Annotated in this window: 20 protein-coding genes; 16 read left to right on the top strand and 4 right to left on the bottom strand. The window is 64.3% G+C overall.

Features of this window, described 5'->3' with window-relative positions; translation table 11 throughout:
- The first annotated feature begins 278 nt into the window (after positions 1–278).
- From DS839_RS28010 to DS839_RS28000, 3 genes are read left to right on the top strand one after another with little or no spacing between them, the layout of a single operon-like run.
- The gene (locus DS839_RS28010; protein ID WP_119273810.1) at positions 279–953 is read left to right on the top strand and encodes a response regulator transcription factor; all 675 of its coding nucleotides are present in this window, start codon (positions 279–281) and stop codon (positions 951–953) included.
- Complete coding sequence (locus DS839_RS28005; RefSeq protein ID WP_119273809.1) at positions 950–2527, top strand: ATP-binding response regulator; 1578 nt, start codon at positions 950–952, stop codon at positions 2525–2527. The genes DS839_RS28010 and DS839_RS28005 overlap by 4 nt, the downstream gene beginning before the upstream one ends.
- 1 nt (position 2528) lies before the next feature.
- The gene (locus DS839_RS28000; protein ID WP_119273808.1) at positions 2529–3743 is read left to right on the top strand and encodes an ABC transporter substrate-binding protein; all 1215 of its coding nucleotides are present in this window, start codon (positions 2529–2531) and stop codon (positions 3741–3743) included.
- On the opposite strand, the gene DS839_RS27995 is transcribed toward DS839_RS28000, so the two are convergent.
- A complete protein-coding gene (locus tag DS839_RS27995; protein ID WP_119273807.1) occupies positions 3736–4470 on the bottom strand; it encodes a FadR/GntR family transcriptional regulator in 735 nt (244 codons plus the stop codon). The two genes, DS839_RS28000 and DS839_RS27995, sit on opposite strands and share 8 nt — an antisense overlap.
- A 146-nt stretch (positions 4471–4616) precedes the next feature.
- Here DS839_RS27995 and DS839_RS27990 point away from each other — a divergent pair, with 146 nt between their 5' ends.
- The 12 genes from DS839_RS27990 (at position 4617) to DS839_RS27935 (ending at position 15601) form a co-directional block, all read left to right on the top strand.
- The gene (locus DS839_RS27990) at positions 4617–6104 is read left to right on the top strand and encodes an ABC transporter substrate-binding protein (protein WP_119273806.1); all 1488 of its coding nucleotides are present in this window, start codon (positions 4617–4619) and stop codon (positions 6102–6104) included.
- Between the two features lie 40 nt (positions 6105–6144).
- Positions 6145–6969 (top strand): ABC transporter ATP-binding protein, encoded by an 825-nt coding sequence (locus DS839_RS27985; RefSeq protein ID WP_162918853.1) that lies wholly within the window; start codon positions 6145–6147, stop codon positions 6967–6969.
- Positions 6962–7807, top strand: a complete 846-nt coding sequence (locus DS839_RS27980) for an ATP-binding cassette domain-containing protein (RefSeq protein ID WP_119273804.1) — start codon at positions 6962–6964, stop codon at positions 7805–7807. The genes DS839_RS27985 and DS839_RS27980 overlap by 8 nt, the downstream gene beginning before the upstream one ends.
- On the top strand, positions 7807–8646 hold the full coding sequence (locus DS839_RS27975; protein WP_119273803.1) for a DUF6772 family protein: 840 nt from the start codon (positions 7807–7809) through the stop codon (positions 8644–8646). Before DS839_RS27980 ends, DS839_RS27975 begins: the two co-directional genes overlap by 1 nt.
- A 1-nt stretch (position 8647) precedes the next feature.
- Positions 8648–8974, top strand: coding sequence for a hypothetical protein (locus DS839_RS27970; RefSeq protein ID WP_119273802.1), 327 nt, complete (start codon positions 8648–8650; stop codon positions 8972–8974).
- A gap of 6 nt (positions 8975–8980) precedes the next feature.
- Positions 8981–9898 carry an ABC transporter permease gene (locus DS839_RS27965; RefSeq protein WP_119273801.1) on the top strand — a complete coding sequence of 306 codons (918 nt, stop codon included), beginning with the start codon at positions 8981–8983 and terminating at the stop codon, positions 9896–9898.
- Positions 9898–10746 carry an ABC transporter permease gene (locus DS839_RS27960; protein ID WP_119273800.1) on the top strand — a complete coding sequence of 283 codons (849 nt, stop codon included), beginning with the start codon at positions 9898–9900 and terminating at the stop codon, positions 10744–10746. The genes DS839_RS27965 and DS839_RS27960 overlap by 1 nt, the downstream gene beginning before the upstream one ends.
- Before the next feature lie 10 nt (positions 10747–10756).
- The gene (locus DS839_RS27955; protein WP_119273799.1) at positions 10757–11482 is read left to right on the top strand and encodes a ribonuclease activity regulator RraA; all 726 of its coding nucleotides are present in this window, start codon (positions 10757–10759) and stop codon (positions 11480–11482) included.
- Positions 11482–13215 (top strand): L-arabinonate dehydratase, encoded by a 1734-nt coding sequence (araD, locus tag DS839_RS27950; RefSeq protein WP_119273798.1) that lies wholly within the window; start codon positions 11482–11484, stop codon positions 13213–13215. Before DS839_RS27955 ends, araD begins: the two co-directional genes overlap by 1 nt.
- Positions 13215–14276 (top strand): Ldh family oxidoreductase, encoded by a 1062-nt coding sequence (locus DS839_RS27945; protein ID WP_119273797.1) that lies wholly within the window; start codon positions 13215–13217, stop codon positions 14274–14276. The genes araD and DS839_RS27945 overlap by 1 nt, the downstream gene beginning before the upstream one ends.
- Positions 14277–14361: 85 nt before the next feature.
- Complete coding sequence (locus DS839_RS27940; protein ID WP_119273796.1) at positions 14362–15054, top strand: L,D-transpeptidase; 693 nt, start codon at positions 14362–14364, stop codon at positions 15052–15054.
- 16 nt (positions 15055–15070) lie between these two features.
- Positions 15071–15601, top strand: coding sequence for an OmpA family protein (locus DS839_RS27935; protein WP_119273795.1), 531 nt, complete (start codon positions 15071–15073; stop codon positions 15599–15601).
- Here DS839_RS27935 and DS839_RS27930 read toward each other — a convergent pair whose 3' ends face one another.
- Positions 15602–17617 (bottom strand): transcriptional regulator, encoded by a 2016-nt coding sequence (locus DS839_RS27930; protein ID WP_119273794.1) that lies wholly within the window; start codon positions 17615–17617, stop codon positions 15602–15604.
- 147 nt (positions 17618–17764) lie between these two features.
- On the opposite strand from DS839_RS27930, the gene DS839_RS27925 reads away from it, so the two are divergent.
- On the top strand, positions 17765–19258 hold the full coding sequence (locus DS839_RS27925; RefSeq protein ID WP_368911961.1) for a pyridoxal phosphate-dependent decarboxylase family protein: 1494 nt from the start codon (positions 17765–17767) through the stop codon (positions 19256–19258).
- On the opposite strand, the gene DS839_RS27920 is transcribed toward DS839_RS27925, so the two are convergent.
- Together DS839_RS27920 and DS839_RS27915 are read right to left on the bottom strand one after the other, a co-directional pair.
- Positions 19228–19671, bottom strand: a complete 444-nt coding sequence (locus DS839_RS27920; RefSeq protein WP_119273792.1) for a methyltransferase family protein — start codon at positions 19669–19671, stop codon at positions 19228–19230. The two genes, DS839_RS27925 and DS839_RS27920, sit on opposite strands and share 31 nt — an antisense overlap.
- Complete coding sequence (locus DS839_RS27915) at positions 19668–20252, bottom strand: TetR/AcrR family transcriptional regulator (RefSeq protein WP_162918852.1); 585 nt, start codon at positions 20250–20252, stop codon at positions 19668–19670. The genes DS839_RS27920 and DS839_RS27915 overlap by 4 nt, the downstream gene beginning before the upstream one ends.
- Positions 20253–20326 lie beyond the last annotated feature (74 nt).

The raw sequence follows: 20326 nt of genomic DNA, 5'->3' as shown, positions 1-20326 counted from the left end.
AATATCCTGTCTAATTCTTCTAGCTAAAACATCTAATCACTGCTAGGAAACATGCTAGCGCCACTAGGAAGACACCATGACGTGCTTCCCGACCGGAGATCTGTCATCCAGGGTTATGCACCGCGCTCCGCGGCGCACTTTCGAGGAACGGCCTTGCGTGATACCAGCAGGCATTTCGAGCGTTCCGACGACGACAACCGAGACTCCGAACCGGGCTCGGCCGCAGCGCCTGGCAACCTCGAACAAACGGCGATGAACCGGAAGATGGGATGCCTAGAATGAAGATACTGATTGCCGACGATCATTGGGTGGTGCGTGAAGCGCTCAAGCAGGTCATGAAGCGCGTGCATCAGTCCCTCGAGCCGCTGGAAGCGGAAAATTTCGAAGACGCTCTCGCCCTCCTGCGTCAGCATTCCGACATCGATCTCATGCTGATCGACCTGATCATGCCGGGCTTCGACCAGTTCGACGGCTTGAAGCGCCTGCGCACCGAATTCCCCGATATTCCGGTGGTCATCATCTCGGTGCATGAGGACCTCGACTATGTGCTGCGTTCGATCAGCCACGGTGTCATCGGCTATATTCCCAAATCCTCCGGCGGCGAGGAGATCGAGCGCGCGATCGAGCGCGTGCTGGCGGGCGAAGTGTCCTTCCCGCGCCGTATCCTGGAGCAGTCCGCCGCACCGGCGCGCGCCGCCGCCGAGACCGCGGCGCCCGCGGCGAAGGCCGACAAGGGCATCGACCTCCTGACCAATCGCGAGCATGACGTGCTCGATCTTCTCGGCCGCGGCTATTCGGTGGCGCGGATCGCCAGTGCGCTGACGCTCAGCAGCCATACGGTGCGCGTCCATATCGGCAATCTCATGAAGAAGCTCGGCTTCAAGGACCGCTCGGCCGCTATCCATTATGCGGTGAGCCTCGCCAATGAGGCGAAGAGGCAGAAGAACAATTGAACAAACGCGAAGCGCCACAGAGCTCCAGAGCCCCGCCCGCGCCTTCGGCGCCCCGCCAGGATACCGTCTTTGCCGGGCTCGATGCGGTCGCCTCGGGCATCGCCGTCTGGGACGCGGCGCAGAAGCTTCGCTATTGCAACCGGCATTTCCGCGAATCCTTCCACCATGCGATCGCCGAGATCGCGCAAGGCCTCTCCTATCCGTACTATCTCGAGCTCGTCGCGCGCTCGAACGAACTGGTGCTCGCCGATCCGGCGGGCTGGATCGCCGAGCAGGAAAGCCGGTTCGGCAGCGACGGCCTGGAAGAGCAGCCGCTCGCCGATGGGCGCATCTATCAGATCCAGCGCCGGGCGACCGAAGACGGCGGCATGGTCACCACCGTCTATGACATCTCGCTCCTGAAACGCGGCGAGAAGGCGCTGGTACGCGCCAAGGAGCTGGCGGAAACGGCCGATCAGACCAAGTCGCGCTTCCTGCGCGCCGCCAATCACGATCTGCGGCAGCCGCTCGCGACGCTCAAGATCCTCATCTACAACTGCATGTCGGAGCCCGACGAGGAGCACCGCAACGACCTGTTCCACGCCATGGATATCGCCGTCAGCATCATGGAAGATCTGCTCGGTGCGCTGTTGCAGATCGGCCAGCTCGATGCCGGCAAGATCGTGCCCAGGGTCACCACCTTCCAGCTGGCGCAGATCTTCCAGAGGCTCGACATCCAGTTCCGCCATCAGGCCCAGGAAAAGGGCCTCAAGCTGCGCATCGTCGACAGCCGCAGCTCCATCACCAGCGACAAGGCGCTGCTCGAGCGCATCCTGAGCAATCTCGTCGCCAATGCGGTGCGCTATACCGACGTCGGCAGGATCCTGATCGGCTGCCGGCATAGCGGCGGGAAGCTCAGGATCGAGGTGCGCGATACCGGCCGCGGCATCGGGCCTCAATATCTCGAGCGCATATTCGACGAGTTCTACCAGGTCGCCGACGGCAAGCGCGATAAGAAACGCGGCCTCGGCCTCGGCCTCAATATCGTCAAGCGCATCGCTGGCCTGCTCGATCATCCGATCAGCGTACGCTCGACCCAGGGCAAGGGATCGCTCTTCGCCATCGAGGTGCCGGCCGGCAATGTCTGGCACAGCGATATCGGCGAGCCCGAGATCAGCGAAAGCATCGGCGGCGAGTTCGCGGGCGTCTCGGTGCTCCTCATCGAGGACGACGAAGCCTTGCGCATCGCCACCACCGAGCTCCTCGAGCGCTGGGGCATCGTGGTCCATGCCATCCAGGAGGAAGCCCAGGCGCGCGAGCTGTTCGAGCGATCGGCCTTCGACCCCAAGCTCATCATCGCCGATTACAGCCTGCGCGAGCAGCACGGCACCGAGGTGGTGCGCAGCATCTGCGCGCTGCTCGGGCGCGAGATACCGAGCATCATCGTTACCGCCGATACCGACCCGCTGCTCATCCAAAGGCTCAAGGGCGAAGGCTTCCCGGTGCTCATCAAGCCGGTGAACCCGCCGCGGCTGCGCGTCCTCATGCACAATCTTCTTTATGAACCACAGGCCGCACCCGTGGTGAGGAGCTGAGATGACGACGCAAGGGGACGCCATACCGGTCGGCAGCCTGGTTCCCCTGACCGGCCCTTCGGCGGCGGATGGCGCCGAATTCCGCAATGGCGTGATCCTGGCGAGCGAAGAGATCAACCGGCGCGGCGGCATATTGGGCCGGCCGCTCAAGCCCGTCTTCATCGACACCTGCCGGCAAAGCGCCGAAGAAGTGGTCGCCGGCGCCAACCGGCTGATCGATGAGCACAAGGTGCATGCCATCATCAACGGCTACAATATCGGGCCGCAGAACTCGGAATATGAGCCGATCGCCGATGCCGGCATCATCTATATCCACAACAACACGCTGCTGCAGCATCACGACACCATCCGCAGCAATCCGGAGCGCTATTTCGGCTGCTTCATGGCCGATCCCGCCGATTACTGGTACGGACAGGGCTTCATCAAATTCATCTCCTGGCTGCGCGACAGCGCGCAATGGAAGCCGGAGAACAACCGCATCGCCATCATCTCGGGCTCGAAGCCCTACAGCATCGTCATCGCCAATGCGATGGCGAGCGCGGCGCGACAATTCGGCTGGGAAGTGGCGTTCGGGCCGAAGATCATCACCACGCCGACCACCAGCTGGCGTCCGGTGCTGGCGGAAGCGCGCCAGACCAATCCCGCCGTCCTCGCCAACACGCATTTCTATTCCGGAGACCTGGCGCAATTCCAGCTCCAGTTCATGGAAGACCCGTTCAACTCCATCGTCTATCTGCAATATGGCGCGATGCATCAGTCCTTCGTCGACCAGGCGGGCGAGAAGGCGAAAGGCATCATCGTCAGCACGGTCATCGGCCTGTTGCGGGACGAGATGGGGCAAGCCTTCGCCAAGCGCTATGTCGAGCGTTTCGGGCCGGGCTCGACGCCGCAGGTCGGCTGCCAATCCTACAGCTCGGTGCATCATTATGCGGTCGCGGCATCGCTCGCCGGCGGCACCGCTGGGCCGGGCGAATTCGAACAGAACCGCGAGCTCGCCCGCTATCTGAAAGAGTCCGTCTATCGCAGCGTCGCCGGCATCATCCGCTACCATCCGGAATGGCAGTCGGCCATCCCCTATCCCGACTATGTGCGCGATCCCTCGCTCGGCATGCCGCATCTCTTCTATCAGATCCAGGATCACGAGAAGGAACAGGCGCTGATCGCGCCCGAGCCCTACAATACCGAACGTTTCGCGCTGCCGCCCTGGATCAGATAGATCCCCCATCGCCTTCCAGAGGCAGGCAGCCCAGGAACAGATCGCGGGCGCGCTCGATATGGCTGCGCATCAGGTCGCGGGCCGCCTCGGCCTCACGCCGCTCGATGAGGGTGAGGATCGCCGAATGCTCGCCATTGATGAAGGCCAGCCGTTCCACCGGATTGGGCAGGCTCATCGAGCGCGCGATATAGATCTTGAAGCCGATGAAGTCCTGCACCTTGTCGAGCGCCTCGACGATGAAGGAATTCTCCGACGCGACGGCGATGGCGCGATGGAAGTCGAAGGACTTGCCGATGCGGTATTCGCCGCGCTGAACGTCACGCTCGACCTCATCGATATTGCGGCGGATGGCCTCGAGCGCCAAACGGTCGGCGCGCTTCGCTGCGAGATAGGCCGCCTCCTGCTCGACCAGGACGCGGAATTCGAAGCATTTCTGGAAATCGCCGATGCTGACATGGCCGGAACGCGCGCCATTGCTGCGCTCATACTCATAAAGCACGATGCTGCCCGAGCCTTGCACCGAGCGGATGAGACCGTTGTCGCGCAATCTCGCCAGAGCGTTGCGCACCACCGGTCGCGAGACGGCGAATTCCTCGGTGAGCTCGCGTTCCGTCGGCAGGCGTGCATAACGGCCATACTGGCCCGAATAGATGCGATCGAGCAGCGTCTTGTAGACGATGTCGCTGCGCCGCCGTCCCTGCAGAGTGTCCGCCGTGAGCGTTGTCATCAAAAGTCCCCACTGAACAAATTTGTAATTACAAATCTCACAAAAACACGAGATTGTCGATTCTTTTCTTGACGAACTGTACCAATATGTAATTTATCACTCCAGAAAAATTACAAATATGTGGTTCCGCATAAAGGGAGTGATCCATGCGAAAGGGACTTCTGGCATTACTGGCCGCTGCGGCTTTGGCCGCCACGGCAAGCGTAAGCGACGCCAAGACATTGCGCGTCTCGGCACCCGCCCCCATCAACGACATCGATCCGCACGGCTCGAATTCGGTCGTGCGCGATACGATCATGGCGGGACGCCAGGTCTATGACTCGCTCATCGAGTTCAAGGACGGCGAGCCGCAAGGCCGCCTCGCCACCCAGTGGCAACAGGTCGATGCCAAGACCTGGCGCTTCACCTTGCGCGACGGCGTCACTTTCCATGACGGCACCACGCTCGACTCCGCCGATGTCAAAGCCTCGCTCGAGAGGCTCGCCAAGGCGAAAGGCGGCCTCGCCCGTTTGTGGACGCAGCTCGATACGGTCGAGACGCCGGATGCCAAGACCGTGGTCGTCAAGCTCAAGGAATCGGTCGGTCCCTTCCTCAGGAATGTGGCGCTGCTGCAGATCGCGCCCTCCGAGGCCATCGCCGCGACGAAGGGCGAATATGGCGCAAGCGTCAGGCTGCCGGGTTCGGGCGCCTTCGTGATCGAGAGCTTCGAGCCCGGCCAGTCGCTCACTCTCAAGGCCAATCCCACTTATTGGGGTGGCGCGCCCAAGATCGACGGCATCCGCTTCCAGACGATCCCCGAGCTCACCGGCCGGGTAACGGCATTGCTCAATGACGAGATCGATGTGACCTGGGGCGTGCCCGACGACCAGATCCCGGCGCTCCAGTCGAACAGCGACGTCACGGTCAACATCGTTCCCTCGGTCGTCTACTACTACAACTGGTTCAACGGCAGCCGCGGACCGTTCAAGGACGCCCGCGTCCGGCGGGCGCTGTGGCATGCCGTCGATGTCAAGCAAGTGGTCGCGGATCTCCTGCCCCTGACCGGCTCGCTCGGCAAGGCGCCGATCGCCGAAACCGTCTTCGGCTATGCGCCGCAGCAGCCCTATTCCTATGATCCCGAGCTCGCCAAGAAGCTTCTCGCCGAAGCGGGCTATCCGCAAGGCTTCACCGCCGAGCTCAAATATTCGCAGAATTTCGGCGCATCGGTCGACCAGATGGCGCTGGCCTTCGTCTCCTACTGGGACAAGATCGGCGTCAAGGTGACGCCGATGCAGCAGGAGCATGCGGTGTGGACCGCGGCATTGCGCGATCTCAACTGGGACATGGTGCTCGCCACCAACCCGTCCTACACCGAGGATGCCGATTACACGATCGGCCGGCTCTATCTCTCGGAGAACAATGAGAACGGCTATGCCAATCCCGAGCTCGACAAGATCCTCCTGGAGGCCCGGCGCGAATCCGACCAGAGCAAGCGCAAGGAACTTTATGCCAAAGCCATCCAGATCATCTGGAACGACGCGGTCGGGATCTTCCCCTCGGAAGCCAAGGCCGTCTATGTCTATCGCTCGACCGTCTCCGGCATACAGCTGGCGCCCACCATGGCGCCGCGCTTCCGCGATGTCGAGATCAAGTAGACCCGCCTGATCGCCTGGAAAGATGACGAGTCCGGCAGCCATGATGCCCCGATATGACATTGAAGCTGCCGGTCTTTCCATTTCCGCGCGCCGCGACGACGGCGAGGCACTGCCCCTGGTGCGCGCCATATCCTTCAGCCTGCCGGAGGCTGAGATCACCGCCCTCATCGGCGAATCGGGCAGCGGCAAGAGCCTGACCGCCACCGCTCTCCTCGGGTTAACCGACGCTGAGCAATATATCGTGTCCTTCGACCGGCTCAGGATACTGGACCAGGATCTCAAGAGCATCGACGATCCGAGCTTCGCCCGATTGCGCGGCACCCGCATCGGCTATGTCACGCAGGATCCCGGCCGGGCGCTCGATCCGACGATGCCGGTCGGCGACCAGATCGCCGAGCTCTTCGTCCTGCATCAGGGCATGGACTGGACCGCGGCGCGGCGCGAGGCGGTCCGCGCCCTCGATCAGGTGCGCATCGCCTCCGCCGCGACGCGTGCCCAGGACTATCCGCATTCCTTCTCGGGCGGCATGAAGCAGCGCATCGTGATCGCCGGCGCCATCGCGCTCAAGCCGCGCATCCTGATCGCCGATGAGCCGACCAGCGCACTCGACGTGACGGTGCAAGCCGGCATCCTGGCTTTGCTCGATGAATTGCGCCGCCATATGGAGATGAGCGTTCTCCTCATCACCCATGACCTCGGCATCGTCTATCAGCTCGCCGACCAGGTCCTGGTGATGAACAAGGGCGAGATCGTCGAGCGCGGCGATGCCGAGACGATCTGCAAGGCGCCCGGGCACGCCTATACGCGCAACCTCGTCAGCGCCGTTCCCGATCTCGATGCCGCAAGTGTGAGCCCCCATGGCTGACGCCCTGCTCGACATCGATCGGCTCGATGTGACCTATCAGATCCACGATGCGGCGGGACGCACGGTGCGCCGTCTCAAAGCCCTCGCCAACATATCGCTCGCGCTCTCGCGCGGCGAGGCCATTGGCGTGGTGGGCGAATCGGGCAGCGGGAAATCCACCCTGGCGCGCGCCATCGTCGGCCTGGTCAGCCCGTCCTCCGGCCATATCCGCATCGACGGCCGCGACCTGCCGCGCCGGCGAGGCGCTGCCGCCCGCCATGGTATACAGATGATCTTCCAGGATCACACCTCGACACTGAACCCGTTCCAGACGGTCGGGCGCATCCTCGATGAGGTCCTGGCGCTGTGGCGGCCGCAAGCGGAAAGAGACGAGAGGCGGGCGCAGGCGCTCGGCCTTCTCGACAAGGTCGGCCTCGGCGCGGATGCGCTGGAGCGCTATCCGCACGCCTTTTCCGGCGGGCAGCGGCAGCGGATATCGATCGCCCGGGCGCTCGCCACTACGCCCCGGCTTCTCATCTGCGATGAGCCCACTTCCGCGCTCGATGTCTCGATCCAGGCGCAGATCCTCGATCTCTTCGCCGCCCTCAAGGCGGAAGGCTATGCGCTGCTCTTCATCTCGCACAATCTCGCGGTGGTGAACCGCATCGCCGAGCGCATCATCGTCATGCAGGGCGGGCGCATCGTGGAGCAGGGCGCCACCTCCGCCACCATCGCCGCGCCCGTTCATCCCTATACGCGGCAGCTCATCGCTTCGGCGCCGCGCCTCAGCGACCGCGGCGCGCTCTTGCGCAGCGTCGCCGCCCTTCCCGATCATCCGAAAAAAACAGGAGCAACCTGATGATTTCCAATGAGCGCTGTTTCGACAAGTTCGAACCGTTGCCGCGCATCATCTATCATGCCGATTTCGACACGGGCTATAACGGTTTTACCGAGACGATCGGCAATTACGAAGGCACGCTCGACGAGATCATCCCCGAAATGGCCGATTTCCGGCCGCCGCAGCTCAGCAACCGGCCGATGTGGGACACCGGCACCGCCGGATCGCTCGATGGGACCTATGCGCTGAAGCTCGCCACGCGCCCGCGCAAAGGCAGCGTCGCGGTATGCACCAAGCGGCTGACCTGGACGAAGCTCTGCCGCATCCGCATGGAGACCTGGTTCGGCTACAAATCGGAAGCAAGCGAGCTCCGCCTGTCGGAAACCGATGTGCGCGGCTTCGGCTTCCTGCTCGACCTGCAGGACGACCGCCTGCGCATGCTGCCCCGGGTGCGCTACCTCAATGCCCGCAACGGCGAGAAGATCGGCAAATGGCAGGTCAAGGTCGAGAAACCGGCGAAGCGCGACATCGGCACGCGCGGTGAGACCGTGTCGATCAACCACTATGCCGATGAAGGCTATGCCGACATCCCCAACGGCCGGCACGAAATGTGCGGCAACGAGCTCGCCAGCAAGATGAACTGGCACTATCTGGCGGTGACCTTCAACCTCGAGACCATGCGCTTCGAGACGGTGCGCTGCAACGACATCGTCATGGACGCCAGCATGCTGGCGCCCTTCGAGATCGCGATCATGCCCAATCTGCGCGGCCTTCTGAACACGATCTTCTTCGTCGAAACCGACGTCGACAAACGTGCCTTTCTCTATTTCGACAGCATTCTTTATTCGACGGAGGGTTGACATGCGGGAGAGCTATACGGCGGCGGTCGAGCGCAATGTCGTCCTGACCCCGGATTTTGCCAGCGAGCCCTATGAGGCGGCCTGGGCGGACGAGGCCATCTTCTTCATCCGCGTCCTCGACCCCAAGCCTCGCGGCAAGCTCAGATTCATGGCCGAGATATCGCCCGACGGCATGCGCTGGTGCCCTGAAGGAACGGTCTGTGAGCTCAGCGATGGCGAGATGCTCGGCTTCCTCAGGCTCAAGCATTTCGGCGGCTGGCTCAGGATCCGCCGCCTCGACCGCATAAAAGCCACGCCCAAGGTGATCGTCTATCTCAACCTCAAATAACGGACCATGTGGAGCTATCTCGCCCATCGCCTGTTCCAGGCCCTGGTCACGACCGTGGTCACCGCCATCGCCGTGTTCATCATGGTGCGCATCGCACCGGGCGATCCGATCGAGGTCCTGCTCGGCGACATGGCGAGTGCGGAGGAGATCGCGCGCGGGCGCGAGGCCTATGGGCTCGACCAGCCGATCCTTGTGCAGCTCGGCATCTATCTCATGAAGGCGGCGACGCTCGATTTCGGCCGGTCGATCACGCAAGGGATACCGGTGCATGAACTGGTCCTGTCGCGCGTCGGCCCGTCGGTGCTGCTCGGCATCGTGACCATCCTCCTCACCATCATCATCGCGATCCCGCTCGGCATACTATGCGCGCTCTACCGCGACAGGCCGGTCGACAAAGTGACGAGCGGCGGCGCCTTCGTGGCGCTGTCGCTGCCCGACTTCTGGCTCGGCATCGTGCTGATCTTGATCTTCGCGCGTCAATTGCACTGGCTGCCGAGCTCGGGCGGAAGCGGCCTCGCCTTGATCCTGCCGGTCGTGACGCTGGCGCTGCCCCTCGCCGCGGTCAATCTGCGGCTCATGCGCAATGAAACGATCGGCGTGCTCAAGGCGCCCTATGTCACGCTGGCGCGCGCCCGCGGCCTCAAGCTCTCCGACATATTGAAGCGCCATGTGCTGCGCAATGCCGTCATCCCGGTGCTCACCATTGGCGGCGTCCAGTTCGGCCACCTGCTGGGGGGTGCTGCGGTGATCGAAAGCGTCTTCGGCTGGCCGGGCGTCGGCCAGCTGCTGATCCGCTCGATCGCGACACGCGACTATCCGGTAGTCCAGGGCTGCATCATCCTGATGACCGTCATGGTCGTCGTGGTCAACCTGCTGGTCGATCTCGCCTATCGCTTCATCGATCCGCGTTTCCGGTCCGGCTGATGACAGGGTCCTCCTCCTCACTCTGGCGCAAGCCGCCTCTGGGCGTGATCATACTCATCGCCATGATCCTGCTCGCCGTGATCGGACCCTTTGTCGTCGCGTTCAATCCCGCTTCGGTCGATACGTCGAGCCGGCTGCTCGCGCCCTTCTCCTACAACCGCAACGGCACGTTCTTCCTGCTCGGCACCGACCAGCTCGGCCGCGGCATGCTGGAGCAGATCCTCCATGGCGCGCGCATATCGCTTCTGATCGGCGTCGCCGCGGCCCTCCTCGCCGGCCTCGTCGGCACCCTGGTCGGCGTCACCGCCGGCTGGCTCGGCGGCAGATCGGAAGCCTTCATCATGCGGGTGGCGGATGTGCAGCTCTCCTTTCCCTCCATATTGATCGCCGTCTTCCTGGCGGCCTTCGTGCCGCCGAGCATCCTTGCCGTCATCGCGGTTCTGGCGATCACGCGCTGGGCGCAGATCGCGAGGCTCGCCCGCGCCGTCACCGTCAAGGCCCGCCAGCAGAGCTATGTGGAAGCGGCCCTCACCCTCGGCTTCCCGGTGCCCAAGGTCATCTGGTCCTGCATCCTGCCCAATCTGGTGGCGCCGCTCATCATCGTGCTCACCGCCGAACTGAGCCTGATCATCCTGGCGGAATCGGCGCTCGGCTATCTGGGCCTCGGCACGCCGCCGACCGTGCCGAGCTGGGGGCGGATCATCGCCAATGGCAAGAATTATCTCGACAATGCCTGGTGGATTTCAACCTTGCCAGGTCTCGGTATAGGCTTTGTCGTCATCGCCATCGGCCTCACCGGCGACTGGATGCGCCGCGTCCTCGCCCGCGGGGGCTTCGAGGTCAATTGAAGGAGAGATCATGGCCGAGCATATATTCACCGAGGACACGCGCCGCAAGCTTCTCACCGTCTCGACCGCGACGCTGACCACGATCATGTTCAAGCGCGGCTTCCGCAACTGCTTCATCGGCGGCATCCATCCGCTCAACCCGGAGCATGCCCGCATGGTGGGACCCGCCTACACGCTGCGCTACATTCCGGCGCGCGAGGACCTCGATCAGCTCAAGGTGTTCGAGGACCGCGCGCACCCCCAGCGCAAGGGCGTCGAGGAATGCCCGCCGGGCCATGTCATGGTGATCGACAGCCGCAAGGACCGCGCCGCCGCCTCGGCCGGCGACATATTGGTGACGCGATTGTGGAAGCGCGCCGCCGCCGGCATAGTGACCGATGGCGGCTTCCGCGATTCCGCCGACATCGCCAAGCTGCCCTTTCCGGCCTTCCATGCCGGGCCCTCGGCGCCGACCAATCTCATCCGCCATCATGCCGTCGATCTCAATGTGCCGATCGGCTGCGGCGATGTGGCGGTCTATCCGGGCGACATTATTGTTTCCGACACGGATGGCGCCGTGGTGATCCCGCGCGCGCTGGCCGACCATGTGGCCGATGAGGCGGTGGAGCAGACGCTGTTCGAGACTTTCGTGCAGGAACGGGTGATGGCGGGGGACGGCATCTTCGGCCTCTATCCACCGTCGCCCGAAGCCCGCCAGACCTTCAGGATCTGGCGGGAAGGAAGAGGAGAAGCCTGATGGAACAGCGTAAGAAGCTTGCCGAATTGCGCAGCCGGCGCTGGTTCGGGGTCGACGACCTCAGAGCCTTCGGCCATCGCTCGCGGGCCCGGCAAATGGGCTATGACGCGGTCGACTGGGACCGGCCGATCATCGGCATCATCAACACCTGGTCCGACATCAACCAGTGCCATGCGCATTTCCCCGACCGGGTGCAATGGGTCAAGCGCGGCATCATGCAGGCTGGCGGCATGCCGATCGAATTGCCGGCGCTGAGCCTGAGCGAGCCCTTCGTCAAGCCGACGACCATGCTCTACCGCAACCTGCTGGCGATCGAATGCGAGGAGCTGATCCGCAGCCATCCCATCGACGGCGTCGTGCTGATGGGCGGCTGCGACAAGACCACGCCCGCGCTCATCATGGGCGCGACCTCGGCCGGATTGCCTGCGATCTTCGTGCCGGCGGGACCGATGCTGCGCGGCTATTTCCGCGGCCAGGTGCTGGGCTCGGGCTCCGACAACTGGAAATACTGGGACGAGCGCCGCGCCGGCAAGATCAGCGACGAGGAATGGTCCGGCATGGAAGGCGGCATCGCCCGCTCCTACGGCCATTGCATGACCATGGGCACCGCCAGCACCATGACCGCCTTTGCCGAGGCGCTGGGCATGACCTTGCCGGGGGCGAGCTCCATTCCGGCCGCCGATTCATCGCATCAGCGCATGGCGGCCGCCTCGGGCCGGCGCGCCGTCGAGATGGTGTGGGAAGACCTGACGCCCGACAAGATCCTGACGCGCGAGGCCTTCGACCATGCGACCATGGTGCAGATGGCGATCGGTGGATCGACCAATGCCATCATCCATGCCATCGCCATGGCAGGCCGCGCCGGCATCGCCTATGGGCTCGACGAGTTCGACGCCATGTCGCGGCGCATACCGGTGATCGCCAATATCAGGCCGTCGGGCTCGACCTATCTGATGGAGGACTTCTTCTATGCCGGCGGCTTGCGCGCCATCCTGCGCCGGCTCATTCCCCATTTCCACGAGAACGCCATCACGGTCACCGGGCGGCCGATCATCGAAACCGCGGCGGATGCCGGCATATATAATGAGGACGTGATCCGCCCGCTCGACCGGCCGATCTATGCGGAAGGGGCGACCGCGGTGCTGCGCGGCAATCTGGCGCCCAATGGCTGCGTCATGAAGCCCGCGGCGGCGGAAGCGCGCCTTCACAAGCACAAAGGGCCGGCGCTCGCATTCGAGAGCTATGCCGAGATGAAGGCGGCGATCGAGCGTGACGATCTCGATGTCACGCCCGACCATGTGCTGGTTCTGAAGAATGCCGGACCGCTCGGCGGACCCGGCATGCCCGAATGGGGCATGCTGCCGATCCCCAAGAAGCTCATCAACGCAGGCGTCCGCGACATGCTGCGCATATCGGACGCCCGCATGTCGGGCACGAGCTATGGCGCCTGCGTCCTCCATGTCTCGCCTGAAGCCTATATTGGCGGGCCCCTGGCGCTGGTTAAGACCGGCGACATCATCGCGGTCGATGTCGCGCGCCGGAGCATCGATCTCGAAGTGCCGGAAGAGACGCTCGCCGAGCGCCGCTCGGCCTGGCAGGCACCGCCTGCCCGCTATGAGCGGGGCTTCGGCTGGCTTGCCGCGCGCCATATGACGCAAGCGCATCGAGGCTGCGACTTCGATTTCCTGGAAACCCGCTTCGGCGCCGCCATTGGCGAGCCCGCGATCTATTGATGAGTGCCGAGGCCCGTCGAATAGGATCGGATCGTCTCGTCGAAGCCGCGCGGTTGCTTCTCGCCAAGGCCGGAGCCGACGGCGACATCGCGCTCGAAGTCGCTCGAAACCTGGTCGATGCCGAAGCGAGCGGTCATGCCTCGCATGGCCTGAGGCTGGTCGCACTCTATGTGGAGCGCCTCGTGACGGGTCAGATGTCGGGCACGGCGCGCCCGCGGATCACTACGGTCGACGGGCCGATCATGCGGATCAATGGGGGCGCCGCCTTCGGCCAGGTGGTCGGCGCCTTCGCGGCGCGGCACGGCATCGGCCATGCCAAGCAGCACGGCATCGCGGCCGTCATGGTGAGCAATAGCGGCCATTTCGGGCGCAACGGCCGATGGCCGGAACTCGCGGCCGAGCAGGGTGTCGCCTCGCTCCATTTCATCAATGCGCCCGGCGCGCCGTCGAGCGTCGCCCCGCCGGGCGGGCGTGAGGCGCGGCTCACCTCCAATCCCATCGCGCTCGGCGCCCCACGCCGCGATGGCGCGCCCGTCATCGTCGATTTCGCCACCGGCGATTTCTCCGTCAATGCGGTCAAGCTCGCGCAGGAGCGGGGCGAAAAGCTGCCGCGCGCCTCGGTCCTCGCCAAGGACGGCACGCTCACCGACGATCCGGCCGTCTTTCTCGCCTCCCGCGCCATGCTGCCCTTTGGCGGCTTCAAGGGTTTTGGCCTCGCCGTCTTTGTCGAGATCCTGGCCGGCGCGCTGACCGGTGGCCGCTGCCACACGGGTGATGGGGAGGCGGATCCCTCGAACAACATGCTGTCGCTCTATCTCGATGTCGCCCGCCTGGCGGGCATCGAGGCCTATGAGCGGGAGGTCGAGGCCTTCCTCGACTGGCTCGGCCGGGCCCCGGGGGAAATGCAGGCCGTCATCCCCGGAACCAGAAGCCGGGTGGCCTGGGAAGAGGCCCGGCAATCGGGCCTTGCGGTCCATCCGGCCTTGCGCCAGCTGCTCCTGGCGACGGCCGGGAAGCTCTCCGTAACGGACGAGATCACGGCCCTTTTCGAGCCCGGCTGAGGCCTCGAGGCCACCCGCCACCTTGGCAAGGCCATCGGATCATGTAAACTGCCGCCACGTCGAGAGGGTGCCGAAAGAGGGTTCCATGTCTTTGAGCCGTAGGGATTTTCTGGCCGGGATGGCGGCAGCGGGCGCTGCCGGCCTGACCGCCTCCGAAGCCCATGCCTATTCCACCAAGTTCAGCAAGGCGGCGATGACCTATTTCACCGGCATCGCAACGGATAACGGGTACCAATACCGGGCGACCAATTTTAAGAAGATCAAGTCGCAATGGCGCCGGCAACTCGTCAAATACAAGAGCACCGAGCCGATCGGTAGCGTCGTGGTCGATGCGCAGAACCACTACCTCTACGTCGTATTCGAGAATCAGACCGCCTTGCGCTATGGCGTGGGCGTCGGGCGCGACGGTTTCCGCTGGTATGGCCGCGCCCGCATCGACCGCAAGGCGCTGTGGCCGCGCTGGGTGCCGCCGCCTGAAATGCGCGCGCGCACCCCCAATCTTCCGGAATATGTCGATGGCGGGATCGACAACCCCTTGGGCCCGCGCGCCCTGTATCTCTACCGCAAGGGCATCGATCTCGGCTATCGCCTGCATGGCACGATGGAGCCGTGGTCGATCGGCAACAATGTTTCTTCGGGCTGCATCCGCATGTTCTCCGAAGATGTGATCGACCTCTATCAGCGCTGCCCGATCGGCACCCGGGTGCTGGTCCTCAGGACTCTGGGCGCCCCGGTGATCGATGAACGGGCACCGATCGATACCGAGCCGCCGGCGTGAGGAGAGGAATGGGACTATGACAGGCAGGAGAAGCTGGCAACACGCGGCGGCTCTCACCCTCCTCGTGCTGCTGGCGGGTTGCAACAGTGCCAAAAACGCCACGGACAGCGGCAGCGGCCTGACCGCCGCCGACAATGTCACCAATGCGCCGATCGCGGGCGGCGTCAATGTCACGCCCGGCAGCGAAGAGGATTTCATGGTCAGCGTCGGGCGGCGCACTTTCTTCAAGCAAAGCTCGGCCGAGCTCGACGATGTGGCGCGCGCGACGCTCGACAAGCAGGCGCAATGGCTCAACCAGTATCCGCAATGGAAGGTGAAGCTGCAGGGCTCGGCCGACGATCCGGGCTCGCCGCAGGCCCAGACGGCGCTGTCGCAGAAGCGGGCCGACGCGGTGCGCAACTATCTCGCCTCGCAAGGCATCGAATCCGGCCGCATGCTCGCCAAAGGCTATGGCCGTGAGCGCATCGGCGAGGACTGCCCGGAGATCGAATGCAAATCGCAGAACCGGCGCGTCATCACCAATCTGCAAGAGGCTCCCGAGTTCTGATCACGCCAAACCGATGCGCTCGGCCGCTTGCCGGAACAGCGCCTCGGTATCGGCGGGAAAGTGGAACGTCGTCCGAAAATCCTCGAAGCCATAGTTGGGCAGGGTCTGGCGAATGGTTGCCACGAGCCGGCGTCCCTCCTCGACCCGTCCCGTCAGCGCGAGGCAGTGCGCGGCAATCGCCGTGATCGTCGGATGGGCGTTGGGCCGCGCCGCACCTTTCAGCGCCCAGACCGCCGCTTCCTCGAACTCGCCGAGGCGCACATGGGCGAGGGCCCGCGAGCTCAGCATGGCGAACAGCAAGGGATCGAACGGGCTCAAGCGGCGGGAATGGTCGGATGAGCCGATCGCCATGCGCGGATCGCCCGACTGCGCCTGCACGAAAGACAGCGCGTAATGACCGAGCGCAAAGCTCGGGCTCAGATCGACGGTCCGCTCCAAAGCGGCGAGCGAATCGGCCTCGCGCCGGTTGAGCCACAGGGCCCGGCCCAGCGCCCAGTGGACGGAAGGATCATGCTCATCGATGATGAGCCCCTGATCCGCGGTCGCCAAGGCAAGCCGGCTGTCCTCCGCGCGGTCGGCCCAGCGCTGGAAGGCGCTCTGCCAGTGGGTGAAGGAGAGGCCGGCATAGGCCCGGGAAAAAGTCGGGTCGAGCCTGATCGCCGTGGTGAAGAACTGCCGGGCCTGATCGTTCTCCGCCTTGGTGAAGCGATACATGTGCCAGAGGCCGCGATGATAGGCTTCCCAGGCATTGAGCGAATTGGGGGCTTTCAGAACCGCGCGGTTGCGCTCCGCCGTCTCGATCTCACCCGCGATGGCGGAAACGATCTCGTTGCCGATCTCGTCGATGAGCAGCAAGGCGTCCGCGAGCCGGTAGTCGAATTTTTCCGCCCAAACGATGCGCTGGCCGCGCGCCTCCGCCAGCTCGACCGCGACGGCAAGGCGATCTCCGTGCTCCCGCAAGGTGCCGCTCGCGACATAGTCGACATCGAGCTTGTGCGCGGCTTCGGCCGACGCGACGCCGCGCTCGGCCAAGGCAAAGACCGAGCCTTGCGCGATGACGGAAAAGGCCCGGAGCTTCGCCAGCCGGGTGATGATGTCATGGGTGAGGCCATGGGCCAATCCGCCGCCCGGCCTCGTCATGCCCGTCTCCTCGATGAAGGGCATCACCGCCAAAGCGACGCGATGGGATCGGGTCGCCTCCGCCGCGACCGGATCGGGCGATTGCGCAGCCGAGACGCGGACCGCCGCTCGCTCTTCCTTCAACGCCTGCCAGGCCATGCGGATCGGCGTGAAATCGAGCTCCTCGGCCGCGAAGCGTTTCGCCGACGCGGCCAGATGCTCGTCGCATTCAGCGCGGCGGCCGCGCTCGGCGAGCGCCGAGAGCAAGGCCAGATGCGGCTGCCGGTCGAAGGGGGCGAGTTCGATCCATTTCTCCAGATAGGGAAAGATCTCGTCGCTCGTCGCCGGCAGGAGCCCAACCAGATGCTGCAGCACCGCGACATTGGCGGCGCGGAACCGGCGGCGCTGGGCGATGAGCCAGGCCTGGAAGGAGGGGCTGCGGTCGATGTCGAGACGCTCGAGGAACTCGCCGGCGAACAAGCGTTCGAGCGCCGTGAGCCGCTCGAGCGGCAAGAGCGCCAGCCCTTCATCGAGGGCGGCTGCGATCTCCGCGGCATCGACATGGCAATCGCTGAGATCGAGCGAGACCTGGTCGTCATGGGCCTTGAGCCGCGGATGATCGGCGTCGTCGACAAGCCCCCTGATCTTGCTCAGGCACCAGCGCAGCTCGCCGCGCGGATCGTTCGGCACCTCCCATAAAAGCTCGCAGAGATGACGGCGTCCCGGCGCCCCGGGGCCGAGGGCGAGATAAGCGAGAAGGGCGCGCGCCTTGCGCGAGGCCGGCAGCTTCAGCGCGACGCCGTCGCGATGAATGGCGAGAGGCCCCATCAGCTTGAGGTGAAGGCCGGGCGTGGGGCTCAGCCTGTCCGGTATGGCGGGACCGTCATGCGTTTCCATGGCGATTCCCACGCTGGCTCCCACGGCGATCCTCTAGCGATGAGAAGAAGAAGGCAGACATATCGTGGAGCATATCATGGCAGGCATCATCCCCCAATCCGGCACGGCCTCCCGCCAAGCGTGGCGCGCACAATTCGTGAGGCCTTTGTGAATATCGCCGTCGAGCCCGTCGAGGAGACCCTCGACCCCGGCAACTGGGCCGATATCGAGGCCCTGTCGCACCGGATGGTCGATGATGCGATCGCCTATCTGCGCGATCTGCGCGATCGCCCGGTATGGCAAGAAATGCCGGAAGAGGTGAAGACCTTCTTCACCACACCGTTGCCGCGCTCGCCCATGGCGCTCGGCGACGTCTACCGCCAGGTGAGCGAGAAGGTGATGCCCTATCCCATGGGTAATATCCATCCGCGCTTCTGGTCCTGGTATATGGGGGCTGGCAATTTCGCCGGCGCGATGGGCGAATTCCTCGCCGCCATCCAGGGCTCCAATCTGGGCGGCGGCAATCACGCCGCAGCCCTCATGGACCAGCAGGTCGTCGACTGGTGCAAGGAGCTCCTGGGCTTTCCTTCATCCGCCAGCGGCACGCTGACCTCGGGTGGGTCGATGGCGAATTTCATCGGCCTCAACGTGGCGCGCAATGTCAAAGCCGGCATCGATGTCCGGGAGCTGGGCGTCGCGGCCATCAAGAAACCGTTGCGCTTCTATGCCTCCGACCAGATGCACAGCTGCCATCGCAAGGCGGTCGAGGCGCTGGGGCTCGGCAACCAGTCGCTGCGCCGCATCGCCACCGATGCCGATTTCAGGATCGATGTTTCGGCGCTGCGGCGGGCCATTGCCGAAGATCGCGCCCAGGGCCTCGCTCCCGCCTGCATCATCGCCACGGCCGGCACCGTCAATACCGGCGCCATCGACGACCTCCCGGCGCTCGCCGATCTGGCGGAGGAGGAGGGACTATGGTTCCATATCGATGGCTGCATCGGCGCGCTAATCGCCTTAGCACCCAAGAACGCGCATCGCGTCGCGGGGTTGGAGCGGGCGGATTCGCTCGCTTTCGATCCGCATAAATGGCTGCATACGCCGTTCGAAGCGGGTTGCGTTCTCATCCGCGATGCAGAGGCGCATCGCCGGACCTTCACCGTGACGCCGGAATTTCTCGAAGGCAGGCCACGCGGTCTCGCCTCGGGCCACTGGCTGCATGATTACGGCCTGCAGACCTCGCGCGCCTTCCGCGCGCTCAAGATCTGGATGGCGTTCAAGGAGCATGGCGTCAATAAATTCGCCCGCCTCATCGACCAGAATATCGCGCAGGCGAAATATCTGAGCGACCTTATCCGGCGCGAGCCGTGCCTCGAGCTCGCCGCCCCCACCAGCATCAACATCGTCTGCTTCCGCTACCGCCCGGGCGATCTCGATGCGGCGGCGCTCAAAGCCCTCAATATCGAGATCATGCTCAGACTCCAGGAGCAAGGGATCGCGGCCATTTCCGACACCACGATCCGTGGCACCCATGCCTTGCGGGTAGCGATCAACAATCACCGCACAAGGCGCCGCGATCTCGACCTTCTCGTGGCCGAGACCTTGCGCCTCGGCGCTGAGATCAGGCCTGCGGATCAGATCCAGCGCCGGGTGGCGCGCTTATAGGCTTCATAGCGCTCGCCGAATTTGTGCTGCAATGCGGCTTCCTCGAAAGGGATGTACCAGCAATCGGCGGTCACGGCGAAGGCGACCGGTCCGAGAAACGGAAAGAGTGTTCCGAGCAGGACCGCAAGCCCTAAGAGGAAGAGGGTGAGGCCCAGATACATCGGATTGCGGGTCCATTTGAAGAGCCCGTCTGTCACCAGAAGGGTCGGCTCGTTGAAGGTCTTGATATTCGTGCCCACCTTGTCGAATCTACGCGCGCCGATGAGAGCGAGCGCGGGTCCGGCCACGAGAAGCGCAAGGCCGAGCCAGTTGTAAGGCGCGGGCACGATAACGGGACCGGGCAAGACGATCCGCGCCCCACACATCACGATGGTGATGATCGCGACCAGAACGGGCGGCAGCAGTTTCTTCATGAGAGCCCCCCTTGCTCGGTTGGGGAATCGGCGAAGACCAGGCGATGAAGCAGGTGGTCGAGGGCGGCCTGCGATCGCACGCGATCGGCGCCGGCGAGGATTTGATCGGCGGTTTCATGGATGACTGCCGAGATCAGCACGCCGGTCGGCTCGGGGTCGAGCTTCGCATAGGCGCCGGCCGCCATGCCGGCCTTGACGATCTGGGCGAGGCGCGCCGCCAGACGCTTATGCGGCGGCTCGGGGCGGTTGCGGGTGAAGGCCGAGTGGAACAAGGCTTCATGCAATCCACCCGAGGCGGTGATGAAATCGATCAGGAGCGCGGCCAGCGCCGGCAGGACCTTGCGCCAATCCGTGGCGGGGCCGAAGGCGAGGATCGGGGCCGCAGCGGCTTCCAGCTCGGCGATCTTGCGGGCGCGGATGGCCTCGAGGAGATCATCCCAGGTGGCGAAGTAGGTGTAGAACGTCCCCTTGGCGGCGCGCGCTTCGGCGACGACATCCTCCACGCGCACCGCGGTGCCACGCCGCTTCAGGAGTTTCTCCGCCGCCACGAGGATCTCCAGGCGGCGGGCATCGGGTTTCAAGCGCCGGCGCATCATCGACCTTATTGACTATCAGTCAGTAATTAATGACTAGCGGTCAATAAGTCAAGTCGGCT

Source organism: Taklimakanibacter deserti, from assembly GCA_003574785.1.
Note: the sequence above shows the minus strand (reverse complement) of the source record. Positions and strands in the feature narration are given on the sequence as shown.